We start from the raw sequence: 22,180 nt of genomic DNA, 5'->3' as shown, positions 1-22,180 counted from the left end.
GTATGAGCGGGAACACAGTTTGAGGACCAAAAAGGTGGGTAAACCGGGAGGCGAAAAGTGCGCGGGATAAAGTGGTACTCTCGCTGCTTCGAACACCGTCCTACAATGCGGACTGGAGATATGGATCAGACCTGATACAGACCAGAAGAACAAAAGCGCCATACCGCTGGTCGAGAGTAAGAGCCGAAAGAATTCGTGGAAGAAGTCCCCGGTTCTACTGTGACTACATGACCACAAAGGACTGCTTCTCCGTCCTGCCGTCTGTGCCCGCCGCGGCAATTCGAACGACGGCACAGGGCAACGAGAAACACGTCCGCAGTCTGCTGTTCAAGCTGGCAGTGGAGATGGATATGATGATGAACATTCTGGCAGAGTCCATGGAGATCCCAGAGGAACAACTGAGAAAACTGCGTGTCTAACGTGTCGGAGCGGCATCGAGATTCGAGGGGGACGGCGTGGTACGCAAGCTGGAGGAGATGAAGATCCTCTCTAGGGAGGTCATGTAGAGGCTGCCGATCTAGGTGAAAGAAGAAAACTACTACGAGCTGTTTCTTCTGGAACTCGCAACAGGGCTTCATCTGGTGGAGCTGATGGCTCTCCAGTGGGACGATCTGGACATGATGACTGAGGAACTGCGGATCAACAAGCAAGTGAATATCGTGGGCTCGGAGCTAGTAGTCAACGAACTGAAGACCAAAGCGGGCGGTCCGAACCATGATCTAGCCGCAAGCAGTCAGAAAAGCAATGGCGGAGTATAAAATCAGGGTAAACTCCCGTTGGATGTTCCTTTCTTCAAAGAAAGAGAATCTGCCGTTATGGCTCTCTGTGGGACACCAGAGGCTACACCGGCTCTTGGGCCATACTAGGTGTGAGAGGGTCAGCTTCCACGATTTGCGCCACATTTTCTCAACCAAAGTCCTATCCCACGGAATAAACTTGAAGACACTGTCCACTATTCTGGGCTACCACGCTGAACACATATTCCAACGTCATGGACGAGATACGGCAGAGGGCGGCATCCACCGCCTCCCGCATGAGGTTGTACCGGGTGGGTTCACCGTTCCTTTCAGCGAAGTAGATGCTCCGGGGCGTTTTCCCCTTTGGATTTTGGATGGTGGAAAGATGGTATTCCCTACATAGATCGTCCGACAACTGGTGAAACTGATAGAAGGCCCGTTTGCCACAGTTGAATTTCCTGCCATCCCACAGACCTATGGAATTGACCACAAAATGGTTGTGGTAGGTAGGTGCCGGTATTGAAGTGGGTGGTCTCAAGCACTTGGTATTCCTCATCCCACATCCGTTTTGCCAGTTCCACGCCCAGCCGGTGGCACCGCTCCGGAGTGACTTCTTCGGACTTGAAACTCTGGTATGCGTGGTAGGCCACATTCCCTCCCGCCTTGCCAAATCACTCTTTGACTGCCTGCATCCACTGAAAGGCGGTATCCCGGTTGCAGTTTACGCCGGTGACGAACATAGCCCGTTCCCTGCCTTCAGCGGTCTTGTCCATATTGGCAGCGTAGTGGAGCACGGATCGCAGGTCCGAATAGATGGTTTTGTCCAGGTTCTGGGCATAGTCCACCATACAGGAGAGGCTGTCTTTGGCGGGCCATATCTTAGTCGTCGTCACTGTCCGCACCTCAGCCTGCATAGTCGGACAGAATCTGTCCCGACAGTTCGTCCAGTTGGGCCACTGTTGGTTCCAGAGGCTGGCTGTCCGAGTTGATCGCGTACACGGCTGACCGCTGATAGAGGGCATGGAACCGCTGGTAAGGGAACGCTGCCGTGGATTTGCCAACTCCTACTCGCCGGAGATACCCGGACAGGGACAGGCCGCACTGCTTGGCCCTGACGTTTCCAGCTCCCGTTTTTTCTGTCAGTGATGTTGAGCCGCTCCTTTCCAACCATGGTGATAGGGGAGGAGCCCCTTTCGGCGCAAAGCGCCGCCCGTTTTTGGGGCACCCCCGGCGACATAAAAGCCATGCTCTCTACAATGAAGGGCAGTACGGAACAGGGCCCCACCATAAGGCAACTCTCTGAGAAAACCAGAATCATAGCCCTTACCGATAGAAGCCGCCCTCGGGACTTGGTTATCCTGGAAGGAGACGGCCGTTATGGGCTCGGACGGTAGTCCTACACTAAGGCTCCAGGGCACACAATCACTCCGAGCAGCAAGGTGGAAAAAGGGACTCTGCCGCTTCTTCGAGTGGTCCCCATACCATTGCACCTGTGATTTGCCCGCCTATAGCGGACAGATTCCACACCTGCGAGGAGAAATGTATTCCCTTTGATAGACTTGCCGCCGAAGAAAATAAATTTTTATTCTGTTTCGCCTGTGCTATACCTGCACACGCATTTTGGAGCGCAACCCCCCAAAAGACGGCTCTGAGTGCGGAGATGGCACGAAACCCTGCCAGACCTTTTTGACAAACTAAGAGGGCGCTTTCTGGTGGTGGAGAGTATTCTCTTTTTCCATTTTGCTCTTGGGCCTTTCTGTCCTCCTCCTGTCGCCTGCCCTTAGGGGGGCACATACCGAATGAGTATCATGGCCGTTTTTCACCGGGTAGCCCTGTCCTCGGGGGCTAACAGGCTGTCGGCATGAAAGTGCCCTGACACAATCCCCTCTCACTCCGGAGCCAGAGGCATCCGCTGCCCCACTTTCTGGGACGAGTTTGAGAAAATGCCTCGGAAACTAATTTTAGAGTACAGCGTATGCCCTGTACTGTGCTTGTGGGGCTGGTTTTTGGGGCCAGAAAGGTACGATCAGAGAAATACCCCCCTCTCCAGCAGGTGGGCCTCCAGCTTGCGGAGGTGCTCTGCGGCCTCGGACTTGCGGTTGGCGGCGGCAGCCCTGCAGATGACATTGATCAGAGAGAGACAGCCAGAGTAGCAGGGAAAATAATAACCAGAAGATACGGGACAATGGAAGGCCAAGTCCGCATAAGGCTGTGCGGGGGAAAGGACGGAATCGGTGATCAGGGCGATGGGGATCCCCTTGCTGTGCAGGTCGGCCAGAGCGCTTACCACCTGTGCGGTGTACCTGGGAAATGCTAGGGCGATAACCAGGTCCTCCGGTTCCACGATAGTAAGGCGGTCCAAATAGTCCCCCACGCCGAAGGGTACGTCATATACCTTTAGACCCAGATAGCGCAGAAGATTGGCAAACAGGCTGGCTACGATGCCGGATGCCCGACCGCCGGTAATGTAGATATGTTTAGCCTGATCCATCTGGGAGAGCAGTTTGGGGAGATTTTCTTGGTTGACAGGGCTTAAGAGAGCCGCTTGGATGGCAGATACGTCGTCTTCCATCTCACAAGCAAAAAAATCTTTGTTGTCAGTATCTGAGGTGTCCTCAGAGATCTTATTGAACATTACCAGTTCGGAATGGGCGTAGTCGGCAAAGACATTCTTGAATTCCTTAAATTTACTAAATCCAACCCGATTGCAGAATTTTACGATGGTATTGTCACTGACCCCGATTTTTTTTGCCAAGGAAGAGATAGATAGGAAGGGAATCTGATTATAATTTTCCAGAATATAGGCCGCAACCAGCCGCTGGGCATCTGAAAGGGATGTCTGCGTATCACGGATTTGATTGAGAAGCTCCTGCAAAGTCATATTATTCGCCTCTTTGAGCCGCTTTCCAGGCCGGAAGCGGTATTTTTCTTTTTTACTATTATAACAGAATCGAAAAAGAAAAAAAGATCATAAAGAAATAAAAAATTTTTTAAATCTATTGAAATAAAAAAATTTAGTGATATAATTACAATAAAAAAATTTCTTTATTTATTAACGGAGTTTGGTAAAATTAGTCAAATTACACCGAAGCGCAGACAGAATGACTAAGCCCAAGCGCGCCGCCTGATCTGAGCTTGGCCACCTCAACAGGCAAAGGCCGCACAGGTGTAGTCTCCGGTGTATTTGAATAAAAGCATCACACTGAGAAGGGAGATTTTCTGATGATACCAGTGGAAAAAATCGCAAGCGGTACGTTGAACAACTTGGTCCTTTACGTCGGCATCGTGGGGCTGCTTCTGGTGATCGCCGCGCTGATCCGTCTAAAGGTTCCTATTCTGCGGAAAGCTTTTATCCCCGCCTCCCTCCTGGCCGGACTGATCGGCCTGGCCCTTGGACCTTACGCACTGAAGATCATCCCCAGCGATATGATGAACTCAATCGGAGCTCTGCCTACTCCGATGATCACGGTGGTATTTGCCTGTATGCTTTTGGGCGTTCAAAAGCAGGAGTCCGGCAAAACCATGTTCCATGACGCTGCCGCCGGTCTGGGCTGGCTGTGGTCGAACAGCTTTATGCAGGTGGGGATAGTATCCCTGCTGTGTGCGTTTCTGTTCACCCCGGTGTTTGGGGTGAATCCCCTGTTCGGATCTCTGTTTGAGATCGGCTTTGCCGGCGGACACGGCACCGCCAGCGGAATGGCCACCGTGTTCCAGGACCCGGAGCTGCTCAACTGGGCGGACGGGGCCGACCTCGGTCTGACCACCGCCACGATTGGTCTGCTGGCAGGTATTTTCGGCGGCATGATCATCATCAACTACGGCGTCCGTAAAAAATATACCAAGGTCCTCACCGAGCCCGCCACCTCCGGCGATGCCAAGGAGATCTTTGCCGAAGGAGAGCGGGAGACTGCAGCCTATATGACGGTGAGCCAGGATGTGGTAGAGCCCTTTGCGTTCCACCTAGGGGTGATCGGAGCGGCGATCTTGATTGGCCGGGCCATTGTGTGGGCTTTCGGTGTGATCTTCGGATATACGGGCCTACCCCTGTTCCCCTTCGCTATGATAGGCGGCTGGATTATCAACAGCATTGTGCAGCGTACCTCTCTGCGTCATTTGCTGGACCGAGGTATTTTTCAACGCATCCAGGGCATGGCACTGGAAATCCTGGTGGTGGGGGCCATGGCTTCCATCAAGGTTCCTGTAGTGTTGGCCTACTGGGCCCCTCTGCTGATTGGAACCATTGTTGTGATGGCGTTTATGTTGCTCTGGTTCTTCTGGCTCAGCCCTCACATTTTCCAGGACTGCTGGTTCGAGCAGGGTATCATTCGGTACGGTGCCTTCACCGGCGTGGCTGCGGTGGGCTACATGCTCCTGCGCACCGCTGACCCGAAAATGGAGACCGAGGCCGGCACGATTTACGCCTTGGGCTGTCCCTTAATGAGCCCTTTCATCGGCGGCGGTCTGGTCACCACAGCCTATCCCTACATCATACAGAGCCTTGGTTCGATGACAGCTGGATTGATTTTCTGCGGTGCTTCCATCGCCATTTTAATCGTTCTGCGTCTCCTGTTCTGGAATAAAAATGCCAAACGAGAGCAACGTTGAACAGTCTGGAGATATTACAAGTCCTGTTCCGCCGGGAAGACGGCGGGGCGGGGAGAACATAAAGCGAATTTTGGAGGGAAAAGCATGGAAATGAGTGTTGCGGTAATTGGAGCCGGCAACGGCGGCACCGCCATTGCTGGTTATTTGGCCAGCGTGGGGGCGAACGTCCGCTTGTGCGACCTGTTTCCAGAGTATCTGGAGGGCATCCGGGCCGCCGGAGGCATTGACCTGACCTTGGAGGGAGTAACCTCTCACCAGTCTCTGGATCTGATCACATCGGACGTGGTCCAGGCCATTCAGGGAGTAAATTTGATCATGGTGGTCACCCCGTCTTTCACCCATAAAATGATTGCCCAGGCCTGCTGTGGTGCACTGGCAGACGGGCAGGTAGTGGTCCTCAACCCCGGACGGACTGGGGGGGCACTGGAGTTCCTCAACACCGTTCGGGCGGGGGGGGGCCATGGGGATATCACCATTGCGGAGGCCCAGACGTTGATATACTCCTGCCGCAAGACAGGGCCCTCATCGGTAGAAATCTACGGGGTAAAGAAAGCGGTGGCCCTGGGGGCCTTACCCGCCGATCGGACGGACCGAGTGATAGAATTGCTTAACCCCTTTTATCCCCAGTTCGTCCCTGCCTCCAATTGTCTGGAGACCAGTCTTTCTAATATCGGCGCCTTGTTTCACCCCACTCCGGTGTTGCTGAACATCGGGCGTATCGAGAACGATCTCCAAGGCTTTCGCTATTATTGGGATGGAATCACCCCTTCGGTGGCCACCTTAGTAGGGGAGATTGATCAGGAGCGGATGGCGGTGGCCCGGGCTTATGGTGTCAGCGTCCCCAGCGCAGAGGAGTGGTTACGCCAGTCCTATGACACTCAGGGGGAGAACTTGTACGAGCTGATCCAGCACAACCGGGCCTACGAGGACATCCAGGCCCCCAAGACCATTCAGGCCCGCTATGTCACAGAGGATGTACCCATGAGCCTGGTGCCCATTTCCACCTTGGGCTGGATGGCCCAGGTGCCCACCCCAAACATTGATGCGGTAATCCAGTTAACTAGTACCATCTACGGTCGGGACTTCCGAACAGAGGGGCGTTGCGCCAAAAATTTGGGTTTGGAAGGAATGACCAAAAAACAGGTGGCCCACTATTTCGAGACCGGCGAGAAACTACACTGAAAAAATTCCCCAGACCGGGGACGAGAAAGGATGAAGGAATATGAGCAAGGCGGATATCCTGTTTTTGAACAACAGGGACATGGAGGAGCTGGGCTGCGGAGACATGGAGGCGGTCATCCACGATGTAGAGAGGGCCTATCTTCTCACAGAGCAGGGAGATGTTCTGGTCCCGGGTAAGTGTGTCATGCGGTGGGGAACCACCCCAGAAGACGAGAATATCTATGGCCGTATTAACGCCATGCCTGGCTATATTGGCGGAGAGTATGCTATGGCGGGGATCAAATGGATCGGTAGTGGGCCCATGAACTATAAGAAAGGTTTGCCCCGGGCCAGCGTTACGGTGATTCTCAACGACCCGGATACCAAGCTGCCAGTCTGTATCGCCGACGGTACTGAGGTCAGTGCCAAACGTACCGGGGCCTCCGGTGGTGTGGCCATGAAGCTGCTCTCCCGGCAGAACGCCGCCGTCCTCACCATCTGCGGTGCAGGTGCCCAGGGCCGCACCCAACTGGAGGCTGCCCTGATTGTCCGGCCGACCATCAAAAAAGTCTATATCTACGATATCCGAATGGAGAGCTCCCAACGTTTCGCTCAGGAGGCTAGGGCCAAGTATCCCCAAGTAGAGTTTCTCCCTGTGGAGGGGCCGGAGCAAGCGGTGCGGGAAAGTGACATCACCGTGTGCGTTACCCTAGCCAACGAGCCCATCGTCCAAGCGGAGTGGCTGAAAAAGGGCTGCCTGCTAATGAACATGGCCGACTATGAGGTCAGCTATGATTGTGTCAAGCGGGCTAGTAAGATCGTGGTGGATAACTGGGATACCATCAAGCACCGTATGGTCAGCACTGTAGCCATGATGTGGAAGGACGGACTGGTGAAGGATGAGGACATCCACGCCCAGCTGGGCCAGATCTTGGACGGGAAAAAGACCGGTCGTGAGAACGACCAGGAGATCATCTACTTCAACGCTGTGGGTACCGGTATCCTGGATTTGGCGGTGACTACCCGGTGCTATCGTAAGGCGGTGGAAACCAATAAGGGCACTGTGGTTCCCTATTGGGTATAAAGTCAATCAGGATAAAACGTAGAGGGATGGATCTTTTGATCCATCCCTCTGTTTACAGTGCATCTGCCTGATTATCCGCTGGTCCTCCTGAGCTTACGGCTGGACTAGCTTCACCCGGGCAAAGATGCCGTCCGGTAGTTTTGCCACAGAGTATGCGATATGGTAGGCTAGGACCCGGCTGTTCCAGCGTTGACTGCACTGACATTTAGTTCAATCAACTTTTATTTGAAATCAAAACCATTTGATCTCTTTCTGTTACTAATACTTAAGTTGTCTATGGTAAGCGTCCGAATGACGAATGCTGCCCGCTTCTTCAGAGCATCAAAAGTAACCAGGTAGATTTCAAACTCTGGAATTAGGCGAATGATTAAACAGGTCATCTGCCGCCCAGTCCACAGTAATATTGCTGATACAATGATTCGCTGCTGTATCTTAACTTCTTTAATAGCTTTTATATAGCTTTTCCCAGATGCTGCTGCGGAAGATCGACGAAGCCGGAATCACCGACGCCCAGTGCTATAAGAAGGCCAATATCGACCGCAAACTGTTCTCCAAGATCCGCTAGGACGTCCATTACAAGCCCTCCAAGTCCAGTGCCATGGCCTTCGCCGTGGCGCTGGAACTATCCATGGAGGAGGTACGGGAGATGCTGGAGAAGGCTGGCTTTGCCTTTTCCCATGCCAGCAAGTTCGACATCATCGTGGAGTATTTTATTACCTACCGGAACTACAACATTTTCGAGATTAACGAGGCACTGTTCGCCTTTGACCAGAGCCTGCTGGGCGCATAGAGCCCTATCAAACTAAATGAGGAAGTGATTGACTCACTTCCTCATTCTTTGTGCTGTCTTTTCTTGTAAGTTACCAATTCGGGAGCTTCGCCATTTTCTTCATAAGTGCACACCAAAATAAAATCCATATTGGCGGCAATCCCGAAACACCTGTTTCCACCAAATTTACATTCCAGCTGAGTTCCTAAGTAAGTTGCTCCATCATCCAAAAATTTAGCGAGTGTTCCATTGGGGAGCCTGTACTCAAGATTGATGTATCCACCCACAAGCGCATGGAGCGTTTCGACCCTCGGCATGCCTTCTATGTGTAAAGCATTGATCTCGTCGATCAATTGCTTTTTGAAGTGTTCAAATGCTTCCGCCCCAGCCAAATTGGTGTGTTGCTTCCAATACTTCAGCTTCGGGAGCATATCTTTCATATATGCGCGTGCCTGTTCGGGCGTCAACTGGTCGTTTGCCATGTTTTGTACGCAGACATCGATCAGGTCATCCATGTCATGGTATATGTATGTTCCGTCTGCATAACACCATTTGCAGTATTCTTCGTTAAAGGAACCATCGATCTCCTTACTGATGCTGGTGTCCTCCAAAGGCATCCCACAACACTGACAAACAAGCTCTCTCGGAGAACCGAGAAGTGTGTTGATGGAAACATCGAACAGTTTGGAAAGCAGCTTGAGTGTATCGATATTTGGTGTAGTTTCGCCATTCTCCCAACGGGATACTGCTTGGCGAGTGACAAATACCGTTTCAGCAAGCTCATCTTGAGAGAACCCCTTTTTTATCCTAAGTTCCCGGATCACATCTTTTGTATCCATGGAAGATCACCTCGTGACGATCATACAGCAAAAGCGTCAAAACAGCAAGCAACCCACAGTTGCTGTCTGTCTTAAAATCCTGCGGTAAATTGTCACCTGCCAAGCGACCACTCAATATACAAATCCCCCTATACTGTGCTTGCAAGCCAAACAACACAGTTTAGGGGGATGTTTTATGAAGCAGAATTTGACGGAACTGGTGTTCATCGTGGACCGCAGCGGCTCTATGCAGGGGGGTGGAGGGGGACACCATCGGCGGCTTCAACGCCATGATTGAAAAACAAAAGAAAGAACCCGGTGAGGCTTTTGTCTCCACCGTTCTCTTCGATGATCAGATCGAGGTACTCTACGATCAGGTGAAATTAGGCGAGGTCCGGCCCATCACTGACAAGGAGTACTATGTCCGGGGCTGTACCGCCCTGCTGGATGCCGTTGGCAGGGCCATCCACCACATCGGCAACATCCACAAGTACGCTCAACCAGAGGATGTGCCGAGGCACACCCTGTTCGTCATCACCACCGATGGCATGGAAAACGCCAGCCGCCGCTACTCAGCCCCAGAGGTGAAGGAGATGATCCGGTGCCAGAAGGAGAAATACGGCTGGGAATTTCTCTTCCTGGGGGCCAACATCGACGCGGTGGAGACGGCGGGCCATCTGGGGATTGCCCCTGACCGGGCGGTGAACTACCACTGTGACAGCGAGGGAACCCGGCTGAACTACGAGGTGGTGGGGCAGGCTGTGGCCGCTGTTCGGTGCAGCGCGCCTTTGGACGCCCACTGGAAGGACGCCATTGAGGAGGACTTCCGCAAACGGAAGAAGAGAGAGCGGCGATGAGTGGTCGATAAAACGAACAAGGGACGGAGGTCACACCTCCGTCCCTTGTTCATGCCTGGGCAATTATTTCAGCTTTGCGCCGTCCTGGAAAGCGTTGGCCACCTTCTCGCCCAGCACGCGGTATGTGTTGTGGACGGGGTCGAATGTGATGGGCCGCAGCTTGTCCGGGTCGATCTTCCCGTTCTCATCCAGCACGGACTCATCGGCGCTGACGTTGACGATCTCGCCCACCAGGCGGCAGGTCTCCGGATCGTAGCTCACCAGGCGGCACTCCACCGCCATGGGAAGCTCGTCGATGAGGGGAGCATCCACAAATTCCGACTTGGTGGTGTGCCACCCGGCCTTTGCCACCTTGTCCGCCACCTTGTTGCCGGACTCGATGCCCACATAGTCGCAGGCCACTGCCTGCTCCGCCGTGGCCATGCTCACGGTGAACGCCTTGCGGGCCAGAATAAAGACCGGCTGGGGATAGGTCCAGGGCTTGGCTCCAAAATTTTTGCGCATAGAGATCCCTCCTTATGTGGTTTTATTATATCACAGGAATAGAAGAAGGTGGGATAATATTGTTCTGATTTCTAACACGCGCTAATCCTTATCTTTCCTGCCAGGGCTCTCTTTTGTACTGTCCGCACAATGGAAAAGGGAGGTTTATGGGACAGCTCCTTTGGTAGAATAAGACCAACAAAAAGGAAAGGAACCATCTAAGGGAGGAGATTGTATGTTCAAGATTGGATTCCATGCCAGCGACACGGAAAATCCCACTGTGAAGCAGGGGAAGATTCTGACCCGGCCTGCCGCGGAGCCGAGGAAATCCGTTGTCCTCATCCACTTTCCTGCCCGTAATATGACGCTGCCCTATTACAACGACGCCTTTGACCTGCATCGGGGGGACATTGTGTATGTAGACGGCAAGCTGGAGGACTTGCGGGGCCGGGTGGTCGATGTGACGTACAGCTTCAAGATCAGGCTCTCCGACTACAAGCGGGTCATCAGCGTGGCGGACACGGCGGTGAAGGGGAAGCTCCACTTTGCCGGCTCTCACTTCGTCACCTTCGATCAGGAGACCCTGACCTATGAGCAGGTCATCACCTGGTTCAAAGCACCGGAGAAAGAGGGAGAGGTCTATGTGTCCGGCAAGGATGAGACCGGCTTCAGGCTGGACGATCTGGGCACCATGGGGATCAGCGGCTCCACGGCGGAGCGGGGCCGGGACTACTTCCTGGAAAACAGAGTCCGATACATCGCCGTGGATGGGAGCCATGGCCGGGCTATCGTGGAGGGAACCCACCCCTATGAGTTGGAATTTGAATACGCCAATGGAGAGATTCGGGATCTGACCTGCGGCTGCTTTTGCAGCTACCCCTGCAAGCACCAGTTTGCCGCCATGCTGCAACTCAAGGAGACACTGAAACTCATCGGGAAGTACTACGCTGGACAGTATGAGGAGAGCGGCTATTTCGCGGCCGTGTTCAAGGGAACCCTTCTGGAGTTTGCCATTGACAGCAGGGAGACCGGGCATATTGTCCTGTGAGGGCTGCCAGCTGAACCGGTAGAAAATGGAGGCGTCTTATGGATAAATTCTTTGGCCTGAACGGCAACGGGGGGCGGGACTTCGGCGAGACGATGGAACAGGAGGGACAGCAGCGGGCTGAGACCACCGCCCATCTGGAGGACCTCAGGGCCGAGTTGGAATGGTGACGGTGGCAGTGCGTCTGTTTTGAAGAAAGGTTTTGCGATCGATATCCTGATATATGGAAACGCCACCTGAAATCGGAAGATTTCAGGTGGCGTTTGTTGCAGTATAGTTCTTTCACTCCAGCTGCCGGGCGATGAAGTCCGTGATGGCTGCCACCGTCTGCGCCTGCTGTTCCTCCGCTGAGATGGCGGCGGGCAGGTCCCCCTTCTGGGGACCGTAGTTTCCAAACTGGGCGTGATTGCCGCCCTCGATCTTCACCACATTTTCCGTGTAGTCGATCTTGTCCTCCACGCTCTGGTTCAGGGAACCATAGACGGTGAGGGTGTCCTCTACCGGGTAGTCGCCATACGGGTAGGTTCCCAGCAAGATCAGTCCCTCTACCTTGTCCGGGTGCTCCGAGGCGAACTGAGAGGCCATAGCCCCGCCCATAGAGTGGCCGGCGAGGTACCAGTGCCGGATGTCTGGGAATTGGGCCATCACATCCTCCGCCGCATTTACATCGAAAATGGCCAGGTGAAAAGGCATTTCCACCAGAATGCAGGTGAGGCCGGTCTGCCGGAGCCGATCCAGCAGGGACAGGTAGGCGGCGCCCTCCACCTTGGCCCCAGGATAAAAGATGGTGGCGGTATCCGTGGGGTAGGATAGGGAGAGGATGGTCAGATCATCCCGCACCTCCAGATGGTCCTCTGTGGCAAGTACCTCCAGAGCCACACCCTCTGCCCGGTAGTAGTCGGACAGATACCAGAAAAAGCCGCCCGCCGTCAGGACCAGGATCGCCAGCAAACTGCCGAGGGCGATCTTCCACTTTTTGCGGCGGGGTTTTCTTCCTGTCGTCATAGCCGCTCCTCCTTCTGCTGCCGGATCACGGCTGCGATGGCCTCCGCCGCGACGCGGGAGCCCAACGCGCTGGGGTGGACGCCGTCGGCGGCGTAAAGGTCCCGGGTATTGGCCAGGGCATAAAACCGCTGTCCCACATTGGCCAGCAGAGCATGGTTTTCCCGGGCGGCTCTTTGATAGACTGCGGACAGAGCATGGGCCATCTCGTCATAGTCCCAGCCCTTGGCTGCCAGCTTGGCACCGCCCTTTTGATAGGCCCAGGTGGCGAACAGAACGGGCGCCGCTCCGTTTGCCCGGATCTGCCCGCAGAGCCGTTCCACGCTGGAGAAGAAGCTATTAGGGGCGGTGATGGGGCCGTGGCTCATCTCCTGGAGGACTACATAGTCCCACCGCTCTTCCACCAGTGCCGCTTGAGTTCGCTCGCCCAGCTTGGTGTTGGGGTTCAGCTGTTCCGACAGCCGCGCCCCGCCCCGTGTGTGGTGAACGACTTCCGCCCCAGTCAGGTCAGCAAGCATCTGAGGCATATCATTGGTGAAGGTAAAGCTGTTGCCCAGCATGAGAATCCGCATGGCACTGCTCCTTACTCGTTTATTTCACTGCTTTCCACTATCATTATACACGGCCTGATCGGGAGGAACAAGGCCGGGAAGCGCAGAGGGGCCTATCAGATTTTGCGGCGCAAGATACAAAGATAAGGCTTCTGCCGCGTACGGCGGCCATGAATGGGTAGTCATGGCCGCATATTTCAAAATCTGTGCAGTTTGCCTTTTCGTTTTTCGAAACGAAGCGTGACGGAGATGGGCAAGAAATCATGTTTACAAGGAAAATTTAAAACGAATCCGAAACAGTGCGTTGACCACATTTGAGATTGTGTTTGTGCAGAACGTCAAGAAAACTATTGCTTAAAAAGTGATAAAAACCGCCTCAAAACATCTGTTTTGAGGCGGTTTTTGGTCCGAGTGGGGAGACTCGAACTCCCGGCATCTTGCTCCCAAAGCAAGCGCGCTACCAACTGCGCTACACCCGGATATTCAGTTTTTCTGCATGATACCATGCTGAGAAAGAAAAAGCAAGTTTTTCGTGTCTGTGGGCGGCGCTGTGGTCAAGCCCGATTTTGCGGGAATTTTTCAACCGGGGAATTTTCGCCACAAGCTACTGTCCCAAGGACTTCCGGGATTTCGCTTTCAGGGGAATGGATAGGTCGTCTATCCTCCCAAATCAAGCGCAATACTACCTTCACTATATCCAGATATTCGATGTTTCATTTTACATTTGATACATACCAACAAACCGGCATATTGTTTGCTCACAGACTGACAATCAGCTAACAAAATATAGTATAGTATATTTTGAAAAAGATTGCAAGTATTCCTATCAATATGATAAGATATTTTTGTAACAAACCTGAGAGGTGACATCCCTATGAGAATGAGAAAAAAGCCCAATCTAATTCCCCGAATGGAGCGGTGTGCCCGTTTTTTAATTCGCGAACCGTCCTCCTACCGGGGACATTGGAGACAGTTAAAGCCGGACGCCAAGGAAATTAGGCTAGAGATCGGCTGTGGAAAGGGGCGGTTTTCTGCGGAGACCGCTCAACGGAACCCAGATGTCTTATATATCGCTTTGGAGCGGGTGCCTGACGCCATGGTCATTGCTATGGAGCGAAGCATGGAAAAGGGACTGGATAATATTTTTTTTATTGATGGTGACGCAGCCAAGCTCCGGGATTATTTTGCGCCAGGAGAGGTGGATCTGCTGTATATCAATTTTTGCGATCCATGGCCAGGGTTGAAACACGCCCGCCGCAGATTGACCCACGAGCAATTCCTGGTTCTGTATCGTGGGATCCTTAGAGAGGGGGGGCAGATCCACTTCAAGAGCGACAACCGGGATCTGTTTGAGTGGTCCCTTTTCCAATTTCCAAAGGCTGGATTCATACTATCTGAAGTTACTCGTGATCTCCACGGACAGGGTATCAACGGGGTAATGACGGATTATGAAGAAAAATTCTATCAAATGGGGACGCCTATCAACCGTTGCGTAGGAACGAAGGAAGCGATGAATCCGGAGCCGGAATATAAGCCCATCGTAGGACCTGACCAGAGCCGCAGGACAAAGACGGATGCGGAGACGGGATAGAAGGAGAGCGGTATCATGCGCTTTTACCGCCTAATGGGAAGCGACTTTCAGATTTTGGACGGAGAGAAAATCACGCATGTGCCCCTGCCGGGACCACTGGCGCCCGGCGTGTATGCCCACTTAGTGGGCGGAGAGCGCTATGCGGCCATAGGGAATTCCCGAGCCACTGCCGAAGGGCTGAGATATGTGCCTGAGGAGGCCCACGGCCTTTGGCTTTATGACCAGCAGGAAGGACAGCTACTCACGGTTCCCATCAAGGTTACAAAAGAGGACTGCTTTACCGCGGATTCGATTATGGGACCGGGGAATACGCTGTATTTTAGCGACGGGAATAGCTTTTGGCGTTGGAGATTGGGGGAGCGGCAGGGGGAGAAGCTGGTTCGCTTTCAACAGGCCAAAGGGGCCCCTATGGGACTGGGGATCAGTCCGGAGGGTCGGTACCTGTCTTACTATAAATACCGCTCCGGAAACAAGGTGCTGCACCTATATGATCTGGATACCGGAGAGGTTCGGGATACGAAATGCTCCATCTTTCATTACCATTGGCTGGATGAAACAAGCGTGGTATATACCAAGTCAAGTGGGGTGAAGGCACTGGATATAAAAACCGGCAGATGCACCACGATACTTCGAGGTTACAGAGATATCCTGCGGTGGGGAAGCGCCCCGGATATCCTGGCTCCCTTTGAGCGGGAGAAGGAGGTGTGGGAAGAGATGGACCTGCTGGGGATCAGCGGGGGGCGTCTGTGGTTTAGTCTGAGGCTGTGCTGCCCTCGGGAGGCAGCTTTAAGGTCTGGTCCTGGAAAAGAGCTCTTGCACCACGGGATATGGTCCTCGGCTGTGAATGGGAGCCAGCCGAGATTCCACTTTGAGTGCCCACAGATATCCAGCAGCTCCAGCGGGCCGGTGTGGACCGGAGACTGTTTGACCTGGTCGGACAGCGCTGGCGCTTATCTATATGATGGCCGCCAGCTGCGGGAATTTTTCGGCTGGAAGCCCCTGGTGGGGTATCCTGATTTCTGACATAAAAACGCCGCCTGGGAAAAACGAGGCGGCGTTTTTGAGCGTTTATGCTGTCGGAGGTGTCGGTTCTAGTCGAGAGTCCCGGCTATATAGGATCTTCAAAAAGATGGGGGTGATGATAGCAGACACCAAGATCAAGATGATAACACTGGTGAAGAACATGGAATTGAGAAGGCCCAGCAGTAGCCCCTTTTGGGCCACAATCAAGGCCACTTCGCCCCGGTTCATCATACCGACACCGATCTTGAGGGAGTCTCTGCCGGAGAAGTGGCATAGACGGGCCATTCCGCCGCAGCCGACCACTTTAGACAGCAGACCGACCACAAGGAAGGCGAGGGTAAACAGAAGGAGCTTAGGATTCATCTCGCCCACATCGGTACTTAAGCCGATGGAAGCAAAGAACAGGGGGCCAAAAATGATATACGAGTTAATGTCCATCTTGCGCTCGATATAGGGGGCGTCTTGCAGATTGGATAACACCAATCCGGCTACATAGGCGCCGGTGATATCGGCAATTCCAAAATACTCCTCGGCAATATAGGACATTGCCAAGCAGAAGGACAGAGCAAGGATGGGTAACCGCCTGGTCTGTGGGTGACGAGCATCCATTCGATCAAAGAACTGATAGATTAGATAACCTACCACGGCAGAGAAAAGGAAGAACATCAAAGTTCCCCAGGCTACCATGAACAAAGAGGAATCGGGATCTTTCAGGCCGCTGATGAGGGTCAAGACGATAATGCCGAGTACATCGTCGATGATAGCGGCTGACAGGATAGTGGTGCCGACCTGCTCTTTTAGATGGCCAAGCTCCCGCAGAGCCTGCACGGTAATAGATACAGAGGTTGCGGTCAGGATACAGCCAATGAACAGCGCTTCATAGAACAGATTTCTCTCTGAGTTGTCCCCGCCATAAAACAGCAGGAAAAGGCCCGTACCCGCAACTAGGGGGAGCAGAACGCCGGAAGTGGCGATAGCAAGGGCCTTGGGGCCGCTGCGCAGAAGTTCTTGGGTGTCAGACTCCAGACCGGCCGAGAACATGAGGAGCACAACGCCGATCTCGGCCATTTGGGTCAAGAAATCGGAGGGCTGGACCAGACCAAAGACACAGGGCCCAACCAAAAGACCAGCTACGATCTCACCTACCACACTGGGGACTTTCAGCCTTCGCGCGCACAGGCCGCAAAATTTGCCAGCCACCAGAATGATGGCGATATCTTTGAAAATTGTATAAGAGTCCATAAAATACCTCCTGTGCAAAGAGGCGGGCCACAACTATCATATCCGACGGACCGTCTTTACCGCCGTAAGGCCGTTACCTGTTTTGCAGACAAATCATAGGCTTAACTTTCGAAAAAGTCAAGGGAGCAAGCGTTCAGATTTCGTTCATTTTTTAATTTAAAAATGTGAAGTTTGCCATAGGGGATATCGATTTTGACTTGCATACCCATTGACATTTTATCGAGTGTTGTGTATCATTGTCTAGTATCAGTTTCTTATATGCGGGCATGATGGAATTGGTAGACATGTGAGATTTAGGTTCTCATGGAGCAATCCGTCGGGGTTCGAGTCCCCGTGCCCGCACCACGTCGGAGCAAACGTCATATCGTTTGCTCCGACTTTTTATAAAAGTCAGAGCGCACTCATTTTGTTGCTCCTCCTTTCCAAACCGGACCCGCTTCGTTGGGCTCCGGTTTGGGGCCGCCCTGCGGGCGGCTTTTTCATTTTATTCCAAAGTTCACCGCGCGCATTCTGCTGCTCCTCGCTTCCGAACCAGACCCGCTGTCGCTGGGCTCCGATTTGGTGCTGCCCTATGGACGGTTGTTTTTCGTTTCTGTCCTAAATATCGATTTTGCCCATCCTTTGCACGTGGGAGCACACTTATTTTGTTGCTCCCCCTCTCCAAATTACAACCGCTGCGCTGGGGCGTGATTTGGTATCGCCGCTTCGTGGCGCTTTTATTGGGTACATGGAGATATCGAGTTTAACCGTCCTTTACGCATCGGGGCAAGTTGTATATAGCTTGCTCCAACTTTCCTGAGAAAAATCAGAGCGTACGCACATTGATAGATAAGATGGTCAAAACAATAAATTTCAAAAAGTCTTAGATATGGAGTTTCACCCGTTGCAAAAGTTTACAAAAATTTTATGGACGATATCGTCTATAAATGCTATAATCTAAACTTGTGGACGATGCCGTCTATAAATCTCAAGAACAAAAGGGGATACCGCCAATGGAACTTCTGCTGGATGTATTGAGGCTGCTTGTTTCGATATTGATTGCGTTTTTAGCTGGAAATCTGATTGCAAAGGGAAAACTGCCTTCTATTTTGGGCTGGTTAATTGCTGGGATGTTACTTGGACCTTACGCTCTGGGTTTACTGGGAAACGGTATCCTGGATGCGCGGTGGTTTGAGATGTTAAAGAGTGTTTTTGAGTGTACCTTTGGCCTGATGATCGGCACAGAGCTCATCTGGAAAAAGATGAGAAAAGCTGGCTCTCAGATTGTTATTACTACAGTGACTGAATCTCTTGGTACTTTCCTGGTGGTCAGTTTGGTATTTGGAGTTATTTTTTTGGTGGTGGATATCCCGCTGTATTTGGCGTTTGTGTTCGGCGGGATCGCATTAGCTACAGCTCCAGCCCCCTCTTTATCTGTTGTGCGGGACATGAAGGCGGATGGACCTGTGACTAGGACACTGATTCCTATGGCAGCTCTAGATGATCTGGTGGGTGCCTTAGTTTTCTTTCTAGTCATCGCTTTTGTGTCTGCCCATATTTCCACCCAGGGGATTCCAGTGCCCGTGGTACTCTTTTTAGTGTTCCTCCCAGTGCTGCTTGGAATGATTACCGGGTTTATCACTGGAGAGCTGTTGAGAATGACCCACACTCAGAACAGCACGTTGTCTGTCGTAATCCTGATGCTCCTGGTCTCTGTGGGGATAGGGGCTGCCTTAAACAGCCTGCTGCCAGCCCCGGTGATTAACTTTATGCTGATCGGAATGTCTTTTTCCACTGTTTTCGCCAATATGGTCTCGGAGGAAAAGCTGAAAGGGATCATGAAGGTGATGGATCCTATCATCGGGGTTGCCATGATAGTGGTCATTCTGAGTTTGGGCGCACCTCTGGACTACCATTTGATTTTCGGCGCCGGAATTTATACAGCGGTCTATATTGTGGCCCGTGCCATCGGAAAGTATCTCGGCGCCTATTTTGGCGCTTCGGTCACCCATGCCCCCAAACCGGTGAGAAAATACCTGGGCTTTACACTGTTGCCGCACTCTGGAGTGTCACTGGTGTTTACTGGTATCGCAGTGTCTGTGTTGGCAGGACCGGCACCAGATTGCGCGGCTATTGTGCAGGGGACTATTGCGGCCGCGGCGGTTATCAATGAACTGATCGCGGTATTTATGGCCAAAAAAGGCTTTGAGTGGGCAGGTGAGTTGGGCAGAGCGAAGAAAACGGTGTCTCCAGTGGAAGGGGGAGCTGGAGCATGACTCAAAAGGAAAGGCAAGAACGGAGTAGGCGGGAAATACTCCGTGCGGCACGAGAAGAATTTGGGAGCCATGACTATGGTCAGGTGACCATGGAAAGCATTTGCTCTGGACATGGGATATCCAAGGGGATGATGTATCACTACTACGCAAACAAAGACGAATTGTTTCTGCTCTGTGTCCAGGATACATTTTTATCGCTGAGAGCCTATGTAGAACGAGAGGCTGAGAAATTGGCCGGGCAGAAAAATTTTGACGCGATAAAAAAATATTTTATGATTCGGGAATACTTTTTTCAACTGGAGCCCAAGCACAAGCGCGTTTTTGAAAACGCCATGCTTCGTCCACCGGAACAGCTTAGAGAACAAATACAGATTCTACATAGACCGCTGGAGGAGATGAATCGGCGTTTTTTGAGAGTAGTCGTGTCTGGGATGAGGCGGCGCCCAGAACTGAAGGAGGAGCAGGTAAATCGTTATCTGGAGAGTATCGTCTATACCTTCAGTGATATGCTGCTGCGAGGCCGCGCTTTGGAGGATATCCATGCTATGCTGGAAGCCACAGAGGAGCTGCTGGATATGATCTTATTTGGTGTGTTTCAGCAGGCGGATGCCCCAATCAGGGAGCAAAAGACAGAGCAATGATACGCGGTTAAATGGGAACCGGTTTATATATAGATAGGGGGGCGACAGAGTAGGTCTGTCGCCCCTTAGGATGTCAAATGAAAAATGGAAAAAGATTATAATAGCCCTAAACCTTTAAAGTCGTTTAGGAGTGCATTATATACCAGGAGCAGCTCTTTCTGTGGACTATCAGCAAGGTATGAAAGCTGGGTTAGAGCGATAGGGTGGAATATACTGGTTTGTACCTCTTGAGTGTCCAAAGAAATAGTATTGCAAATCAAATCCAGTTGATTTTCTCCCTCTGTAGGTTGGAGGAAAAGAAAAAAGTAGACATATACTAAATTTCCGTCGACGATCAGAGATTCTGCCGGCATAGTAACATCTACTGTACAGCCCTCCCATCTATCTAAAATAGGAAGGTCAGACAACTCATGGAAGGCTGATCCATCAAAAGAAATAGCAGTAATAGAACTCAAGCTGCCATGGGTAACATAAAGGCGGAGGGAGGGTGCGGAAATGGACATGGCGACTCCGTCTTGTTGAATATCATATTGATAATGTGTGTTGACAGCTTCTAAAGTGTAAGAAAGTGGTTCTGCACGGCGAGATCGATCGTCTTCATTTTGAGAAAGGCGAAGTTGGCTCCAGGTAAATACAAGACCGAGAATTGTCCCTAAAATAGCCACATAGGTCTCTAATATAGTGATATAAGTCCTATGCTTTGAAGCTGCCCTTGAATCTGACGATATAGGTGTCTCCTTGATACTCATATACGCAAATACTCCTCCATCTTTTCCCGAAGATCATTGTAAATAAAATGAGTGTGGTCATAGTCCCAGCGGAGATAGGATTGGATTTCCTCTATGGTATCCCCATGAATCAGGCCATAGGCCATAAGGCGGGTATCAGGACCTAGGTGTGCCAAATAGTCATGGAAACAGACACTGTTTTGGAAGTCGCCATGGCGGGAATGTTGCAATTCAATGAGGGGAGTAGGGATATCATACCGTGCCGGTTGGTCTGCGGAGGTATATTTATAGCGCCAAATATTGGTACACTTTTGTTCTTTTGCAAGCGCGTCCCAGATGATATGATAGGCCCGCTTCCATCCAGGGGAATTGGTACGGGAAAAGGAAAAAGGTCGTTCCTGGTAGGCGGAGAGAAAGGCGACCCAGGCGCACTGATACAAATCTTTATTTTGATGAGGGAGATGGAAGAAATCGAAGATCTCCCAGATAAAACCGTCGATGAATCGATATCCACGGAGAGAAAAACTCTTTTTTTTACGCTTCATACTTTCCTCCTAGTTTTAGAGGCTCTTGGAGGAGGACTTAGTTTAGAAATGGATGGGGGTTGAGGTAACTCATCACAGCAGCCAACCCAGGCTTGCTGCTCGGTGTTCCACTCTAACGTATACAAAACAGGTAGTGATAGACCGAGCTGCTCCAGATGCTCAACGAGAGCTGGCTGCATGATGTGCCCACCTTTAGGAGAAAAACGGATATTAGGCGATTCGTAGGGATAAAGCGCAAACAGACAGCCATCAGGGCTAAGTTTCGCCCGAAACGCTCTCTGTTCTCCTACTGCTTTTTTCAGAGCTCCGTTCATAGAAACGCTCCCTTTTGCGGAGATGGAGATTCGCGGGGTGTCATAATAGGGGTGGGATATTGGTATATCCCGCAGGGTCGTGAAATCAAAGCTTGAGAAGTTCATAAATATTCACCTCTAAGAAAGAATATAAAGATGATATACCTCTTTTAAACGGATTTAAAGTGTGAAAAATGAAGAATATTTTTTAGAAAAACGGCGAAAATGTATCATAATTGGAAGTTTAATTAGACAAAAAAGAAGTATATAATAAAGCTTTATTTATGAATAAAATGGATAAAAATGGATGGAAGAAGGCGCATTCAAATCATGGAGCGTAAGTGCGGCTCTGTACGGCCAGACAGAGTCCAAATGGACCGTATAACAGATGGAGACATAGATTGACAATTTCTAGTTGCCATGTTATTCAACAAAAATGCTGAATAAAGGAAAGACTACCTTTTATTTTGGTGCTGGCTGCTTACTGGAATTTTGATTGCCCCGCACACTCTCTGCTTATTGATAAGAGGTACCATGGATACGCAGTGGTAAGGTATCAAAGAGTGTTTTATCTTTGTCTCGATGATGGGTACAGAGATCATCTGGAAACAGACGAAAAAAACGGCCTCTCAAATTATGGTTACTACGGTAACGGAGTCCCTTGGCACTTTCCTGATGGTCAGCCTGACATTATTAGTTTTTGACGGCGGATGCCTAACAAGGATTCCCGGAATAACAGAGCGTCTTCGA

General features: G+C 51.6%; 23 protein-coding genes, 2 tRNA genes and 5 pseudogenes. 17 read left to right on the top strand and 13 right to left on the bottom strand.

Features of this window, described 5'->3' with window-relative positions:
* Nucleotides 1–227: 227 nt before the first annotated feature.
* The 3 genes and pseudogenes from MCG44_RS09635 to MCG44_RS09625 all read left to right on the top strand — a co-directional run.
* Nucleotides 228–419: a hypothetical protein gene (locus MCG44_RS09635; RefSeq protein ID WP_240287924.1), complete on the top strand. Its 192-nt coding sequence runs from the start codon at nucleotides 228–230 to the stop codon at nucleotides 417–419.
* Between the two features lie 102 nt (nucleotides 420–521).
* Entirely contained in the window at nucleotides 522–758 is a 237-nt protein-coding gene (locus tag MCG44_RS09630; protein WP_240287923.1) for a hypothetical protein, read from the top strand.
* Nucleotides 745–915: pseudogene (locus MCG44_RS09625) on the top strand (hypothetical protein); the annotation flags it as partial. The gene MCG44_RS09630 and the pseudogene MCG44_RS09625, both read left to right, overlap by 14 nt.
* 3 nt (nucleotides 916–918) lie before the next feature.
* Here the strand turns inward: MCG44_RS09625 and MCG44_RS09620 are convergent.
* The 5 genes and pseudogenes from MCG44_RS09620 to MCG44_RS09605 form a co-directional block, all read right to left on the bottom strand.
* A complete protein-coding gene (locus tag MCG44_RS09620; RefSeq protein WP_240288935.1) occupies nucleotides 919–1,293 on the bottom strand; it encodes a relaxase/mobilization nuclease domain-containing protein in 375 nt (124 codons plus the stop codon).
* A gap of 16 nt (nucleotides 1,294–1,309) precedes the next feature.
* A pseudogene (locus tag MCG44_RS15150) lies at nucleotides 1,310–1,387 on the bottom strand (hypothetical protein); the annotation flags it as partial.
* Between the two features lie 21 nt (nucleotides 1,388–1,408).
* The gene (locus MCG44_RS09615) at nucleotides 1,409–1,630 is read right to left on the bottom strand and encodes a hypothetical protein (RefSeq protein ID WP_240287922.1); all 222 of its coding nucleotides are present in this window, start codon (nucleotides 1,628–1,630) and stop codon (nucleotides 1,409–1,411) included.
* Between the two features lie 10 nt (nucleotides 1,631–1,640).
* Nucleotides 1,641–1,904, bottom strand: coding sequence for a hypothetical protein (locus tag MCG44_RS09610; RefSeq protein ID WP_240287921.1), 264 nt, complete (start codon nucleotides 1,902–1,904; stop codon nucleotides 1,641–1,643).
* Between the two features lie 859 nt (nucleotides 1,905–2,763).
* Nucleotides 2,764–3,618: a MurR/RpiR family transcriptional regulator gene (locus tag MCG44_RS09605; RefSeq protein ID WP_240287919.1), complete on the bottom strand. Its 855-nt coding sequence runs from the start codon at nucleotides 3,616–3,618 to the stop codon at nucleotides 2,764–2,766.
* 341 nt (nucleotides 3,619–3,959) lie between these two features.
* Here MCG44_RS09605 and MCG44_RS09600 point away from each other — a divergent pair, with 341 nt between their 5' ends.
* The 4 genes and pseudogenes from MCG44_RS09600 to MCG44_RS09585 form a co-directional block, all read left to right on the top strand.
* Nucleotides 3,960–5,342 (top strand): sodium/glutamate symporter, encoded by a 1,383-nt coding sequence (locus MCG44_RS09600; RefSeq protein ID WP_240287917.1) that lies wholly within the window; start codon nucleotides 3,960–3,962, stop codon nucleotides 5,340–5,342.
* A gap of 84 nt (nucleotides 5,343–5,426) precedes the next feature.
* Entirely contained in the window at nucleotides 5,427–6,524 is a 1,098-nt protein-coding gene (locus tag MCG44_RS09595; protein ID WP_240287915.1) for an NAD/NADP-dependent octopine/nopaline dehydrogenase family protein, read from the top strand.
* Between the two features lie 40 nt (nucleotides 6,525–6,564).
* Complete coding sequence (locus MCG44_RS09590; RefSeq protein WP_240287913.1) at nucleotides 6,565–7,587, top strand: ornithine cyclodeaminase family protein; 1,023 nt, start codon at nucleotides 6,565–6,567, stop codon at nucleotides 7,585–7,587.
* Nucleotides 7,588–8,044: 457 nt separating this feature from the next.
* Nucleotides 8,045–8,377: pseudogene (locus tag MCG44_RS09585) on the top strand (RNase III inhibitor); the annotation flags it as partial.
* A gap of 41 nt (nucleotides 8,378–8,418) precedes the next feature.
* On the opposite strand, the gene MCG44_RS09580 reads toward MCG44_RS09585, so the two are convergent.
* Nucleotides 8,419–9,195 carry a zinc ribbon domain-containing protein gene (locus MCG44_RS09580; protein ID WP_240287911.1) on the bottom strand — a complete coding sequence of 259 codons (777 nt, stop codon included), beginning with the start codon at nucleotides 9,193–9,195 and terminating at the stop codon, nucleotides 8,419–8,421.
* Between the two features lie 175 nt (nucleotides 9,196–9,370).
* Here MCG44_RS09580 and MCG44_RS09575 point away from each other — a divergent pair.
* Nucleotides 9,371–10,031, top strand: a pseudogene (locus tag MCG44_RS09575) (vWA domain-containing protein).
* A gap of 63 nt (nucleotides 10,032–10,094) precedes the next feature.
* Here MCG44_RS09575 and MCG44_RS09570 read toward each other — a convergent pair.
* Nucleotides 10,095–10,535: a flavin reductase family protein gene (locus tag MCG44_RS09570; protein WP_240287909.1), complete on the bottom strand. Its 441-nt coding sequence runs from the start codon at nucleotides 10,533–10,535 to the stop codon at nucleotides 10,095–10,097.
* Nucleotides 10,536–10,749: 214 nt separating this feature from the next.
* Between MCG44_RS09570 and MCG44_RS09565 the strand changes: the two genes are divergently transcribed.
* Complete coding sequence (locus tag MCG44_RS09565; RefSeq protein WP_240287907.1) at nucleotides 10,750–11,562, top strand: SWIM zinc finger family protein; 813 nt, start codon at nucleotides 10,750–10,752, stop codon at nucleotides 11,560–11,562.
* A 38-nt stretch (nucleotides 11,563–11,600) separates the two neighbouring features.
* Entirely contained in the window at nucleotides 11,601–11,729 is a 129-nt protein-coding gene (locus tag MCG44_RS14930) for a hypothetical protein (protein WP_263858386.1), read from the top strand.
* A 112-nt stretch (nucleotides 11,730–11,841) separates the two neighbouring features.
* Here the strand turns inward: MCG44_RS14930 and MCG44_RS09560 are convergent, their stop codons facing one another.
* The 3 genes from MCG44_RS09560 to MCG44_RS09550 all read right to left on the bottom strand — a co-directional run bounded on the left by MCG44_RS09560 (nucleotide 11,842) and on the right by MCG44_RS09550 (nucleotide 13,591).
* The gene (locus MCG44_RS09560; RefSeq protein ID WP_240287905.1) at nucleotides 11,842–12,564 is read right to left on the bottom strand and encodes an alpha/beta fold hydrolase; all 723 of its coding nucleotides are present in this window, start codon (nucleotides 12,562–12,564) and stop codon (nucleotides 11,842–11,844) included.
* Nucleotides 12,561–13,133, bottom strand: a complete 573-nt coding sequence (locus MCG44_RS09555; RefSeq protein WP_240287903.1) for an SGNH/GDSL hydrolase family protein — start codon at nucleotides 13,131–13,133, stop codon at nucleotides 12,561–12,563. The genes MCG44_RS09560 and MCG44_RS09555 overlap by 4 nt, the downstream gene beginning before the upstream one ends.
* Before the next feature lie 382 nt (nucleotides 13,134–13,515).
* A tRNA-Pro gene (locus MCG44_RS09550) sits at nucleotides 13,516–13,591 on the bottom strand.
* A gap of 395 nt (nucleotides 13,592–13,986) precedes the next feature.
* Between MCG44_RS09550 and trmB the strand changes: the two genes are divergently transcribed.
* Nucleotides 13,987–14,703 (top strand): tRNA (guanosine(46)-N7)-methyltransferase TrmB, encoded by a 717-nt coding sequence (gene trmB, locus MCG44_RS09545; RefSeq protein ID WP_240287901.1) that lies wholly within the window; start codon nucleotides 13,987–13,989, stop codon nucleotides 14,701–14,703.
* A 15-nt stretch (nucleotides 14,704–14,718) separates the two neighbouring features.
* Complete coding sequence (locus tag MCG44_RS09540) at nucleotides 14,719–15,726, top strand: TolB family protein (protein ID WP_240287900.1); 1,008 nt, start codon at nucleotides 14,719–14,721, stop codon at nucleotides 15,724–15,726.
* A 45-nt stretch (nucleotides 15,727–15,771) separates the two neighbouring features.
* Here the strand turns inward: MCG44_RS09540 and MCG44_RS09535 are convergent, their stop codons facing one another.
* Nucleotides 15,772–16,968, bottom strand: coding sequence for a cation:proton antiporter (locus MCG44_RS09535; RefSeq protein WP_186853005.1), 1,197 nt, complete (start codon nucleotides 16,966–16,968; stop codon nucleotides 15,772–15,774).
* Nucleotides 16,969–17,228: 260 nt separating this feature from the next.
* On the opposite strand from MCG44_RS09535, the gene MCG44_RS09530 reads away from it, so the two are divergent.
* From MCG44_RS09530 to MCG44_RS09520, 4 genes and pseudogenes are all read left to right on the top strand, one after another.
* Nucleotides 17,229–17,313: transfer RNA gene (locus MCG44_RS09530), tRNA-Leu, on the top strand.
* 647 nt (nucleotides 17,314–17,960) lie between these two features.
* On the top strand, nucleotides 17,961–19,223 hold the full coding sequence (locus tag MCG44_RS09525) for a cation:proton antiporter (RefSeq protein WP_186853004.1): 1,263 nt from the start codon (nucleotides 17,961–17,963) through the stop codon (nucleotides 19,221–19,223).
* A pseudogene (locus tag MCG44_RS15145) lies at nucleotides 19,220–19,381 on the top strand (TetR/AcrR family transcriptional regulator); the annotation flags it as partial. The gene MCG44_RS09525 and the pseudogene MCG44_RS15145, both read left to right, overlap by 4 nt.
* 114 nt (nucleotides 19,382–19,495) lie before the next feature.
* Entirely contained in the window at nucleotides 19,496–19,864 is a 369-nt protein-coding gene (locus MCG44_RS09520) for a hypothetical protein (protein ID WP_240287898.1), read from the top strand.
* A gap of 95 nt (nucleotides 19,865–19,959) precedes the next feature.
* Here MCG44_RS09520 and MCG44_RS09515 read toward each other — a convergent pair whose 3' ends face one another.
* Nucleotides 19,960–20,613 carry a hypothetical protein gene (locus MCG44_RS09515; RefSeq protein ID WP_240287897.1) on the bottom strand — a complete coding sequence of 218 codons (654 nt, stop codon included), beginning with the start codon at nucleotides 20,611–20,613 and terminating at the stop codon, nucleotides 19,960–19,962.
* On the bottom strand, nucleotides 20,610–21,137 hold the full coding sequence (locus MCG44_RS09510) for a hypothetical protein (protein WP_240287895.1): 528 nt from the start codon (nucleotides 21,135–21,137) through the stop codon (nucleotides 20,610–20,612). The genes MCG44_RS09515 and MCG44_RS09510 overlap by 4 nt, the downstream gene beginning before the upstream one ends.
* A gap of 155 nt (nucleotides 21,138–21,292) precedes the next feature.
* On the opposite strand from MCG44_RS09510, the gene MCG44_RS15140 reads away from it, so the two are divergent.
* Nucleotides 21,293–21,547, top strand: coding sequence for an elongation factor P hydroxylase (locus MCG44_RS15140; RefSeq protein ID WP_186853001.1), 255 nt, complete (start codon nucleotides 21,293–21,295; stop codon nucleotides 21,545–21,547).
* Nucleotides 21,548–22,180 lie beyond the last annotated feature (633 nt).

It is taken from the genome of Lawsonibacter sp. OA9, assembly GCF_022440585.1.
The sequence above is the reverse complement of the archived record's forward strand: the minus strand, read 5'-3'. Positions and strand labels throughout refer to the sequence as shown.

Coding starts and splice junctions, on each gene's coding strand:
- MCG44_RS09635 (WP_240287924.1), top strand. CDS start 228: ATGACCACAAAGGACTGCTTCTCCGTCCTGCCGTCTGTGCCCGCCGCG.
- MCG44_RS09620 (WP_240288935.1), bottom strand. CDS start 1,293: ATGAGGAATACCAAGTGCTTGAGACCACCCACTTCAATACCGGCACCT.
- MCG44_RS09605 (WP_240287919.1), bottom strand. CDS start 3,618: ATGACTTTGCAGGAGCTTCTCAATCAAATCCGTGATACGCAGACATCC.
- MCG44_RS09600 (WP_240287917.1), top strand. CDS start 3,960: ATGATACCAGTGGAAAAAATCGCAAGCGGTACGTTGAACAACTTGGTC.
- MCG44_RS09595 (WP_240287915.1), top strand. CDS start 5,427: ATGGAAATGAGTGTTGCGGTAATTGGAGCCGGCAACGGCGGCACCGCC.
- MCG44_RS09590 (WP_240287913.1), top strand. CDS start 6,565: ATGAGCAAGGCGGATATCCTGTTTTTGAACAACAGGGACATGGAGGAG.
- MCG44_RS09580 (WP_240287911.1), bottom strand. CDS start 9,195: ATGGATACAAAAGATGTGATCCGGGAACTTAGGATAAAAAAGGGGTTC.
- MCG44_RS09570 (WP_240287909.1), bottom strand. CDS start 10,535: ATGCGCAAAAATTTTGGAGCCAAGCCCTGGACCTATCCCCAGCCGGTC.
- MCG44_RS09565 (WP_240287907.1), top strand. CDS start 10,750: ATGTTCAAGATTGGATTCCATGCCAGCGACACGGAAAATCCCACTGTG.
- MCG44_RS14930 (WP_263858386.1), top strand. CDS start 11,601: ATGGATAAATTCTTTGGCCTGAACGGCAACGGGGGGCGGGACTTCGGC.
- MCG44_RS09560 (WP_240287905.1), bottom strand. CDS start 12,564: ATGACGACAGGAAGAAAACCCCGCCGCAAAAAGTGGAAGATCGCCCTC.
- MCG44_RS09555 (WP_240287903.1), bottom strand. CDS start 13,133: ATGCGGATTCTCATGCTGGGCAACAGCTTTACCTTCACCAATGATATG.
- trmB (WP_240287901.1), top strand. CDS start 13,987: ATGAGAATGAGAAAAAAGCCCAATCTAATTCCCCGAATGGAGCGGTGT.
- MCG44_RS09540 (WP_240287900.1), top strand. CDS start 14,719: ATGCGCTTTTACCGCCTAATGGGAAGCGACTTTCAGATTTTGGACGGA.
- MCG44_RS09535 (WP_186853005.1), bottom strand. CDS start 16,968: ATGGACTCTTATACAATTTTCAAAGATATCGCCATCATTCTGGTGGCT.
- MCG44_RS09525 (WP_186853004.1), top strand. CDS start 17,961: ATGGAACTTCTGCTGGATGTATTGAGGCTGCTTGTTTCGATATTGATT.
- MCG44_RS09520 (WP_240287898.1), top strand. CDS start 19,496: ATGATTCGGGAATACTTTTTTCAACTGGAGCCCAAGCACAAGCGCGTT.
- MCG44_RS09515 (WP_240287897.1), bottom strand. CDS start 20,613: ATGAGTATCAAGGAGACACCTATATCGTCAGATTCAAGGGCAGCTTCA.
- MCG44_RS09510 (WP_240287895.1), bottom strand. CDS start 21,137: ATGAAGCGTAAAAAAAAGAGTTTTTCTCTCCGTGGATATCGATTCATC.
- MCG44_RS15140 (WP_186853001.1), top strand. CDS start 21,293: ATGCTCAACGAGAGCTGGCTGCATGATGTGCCCACCTTTAGGAGAAAA.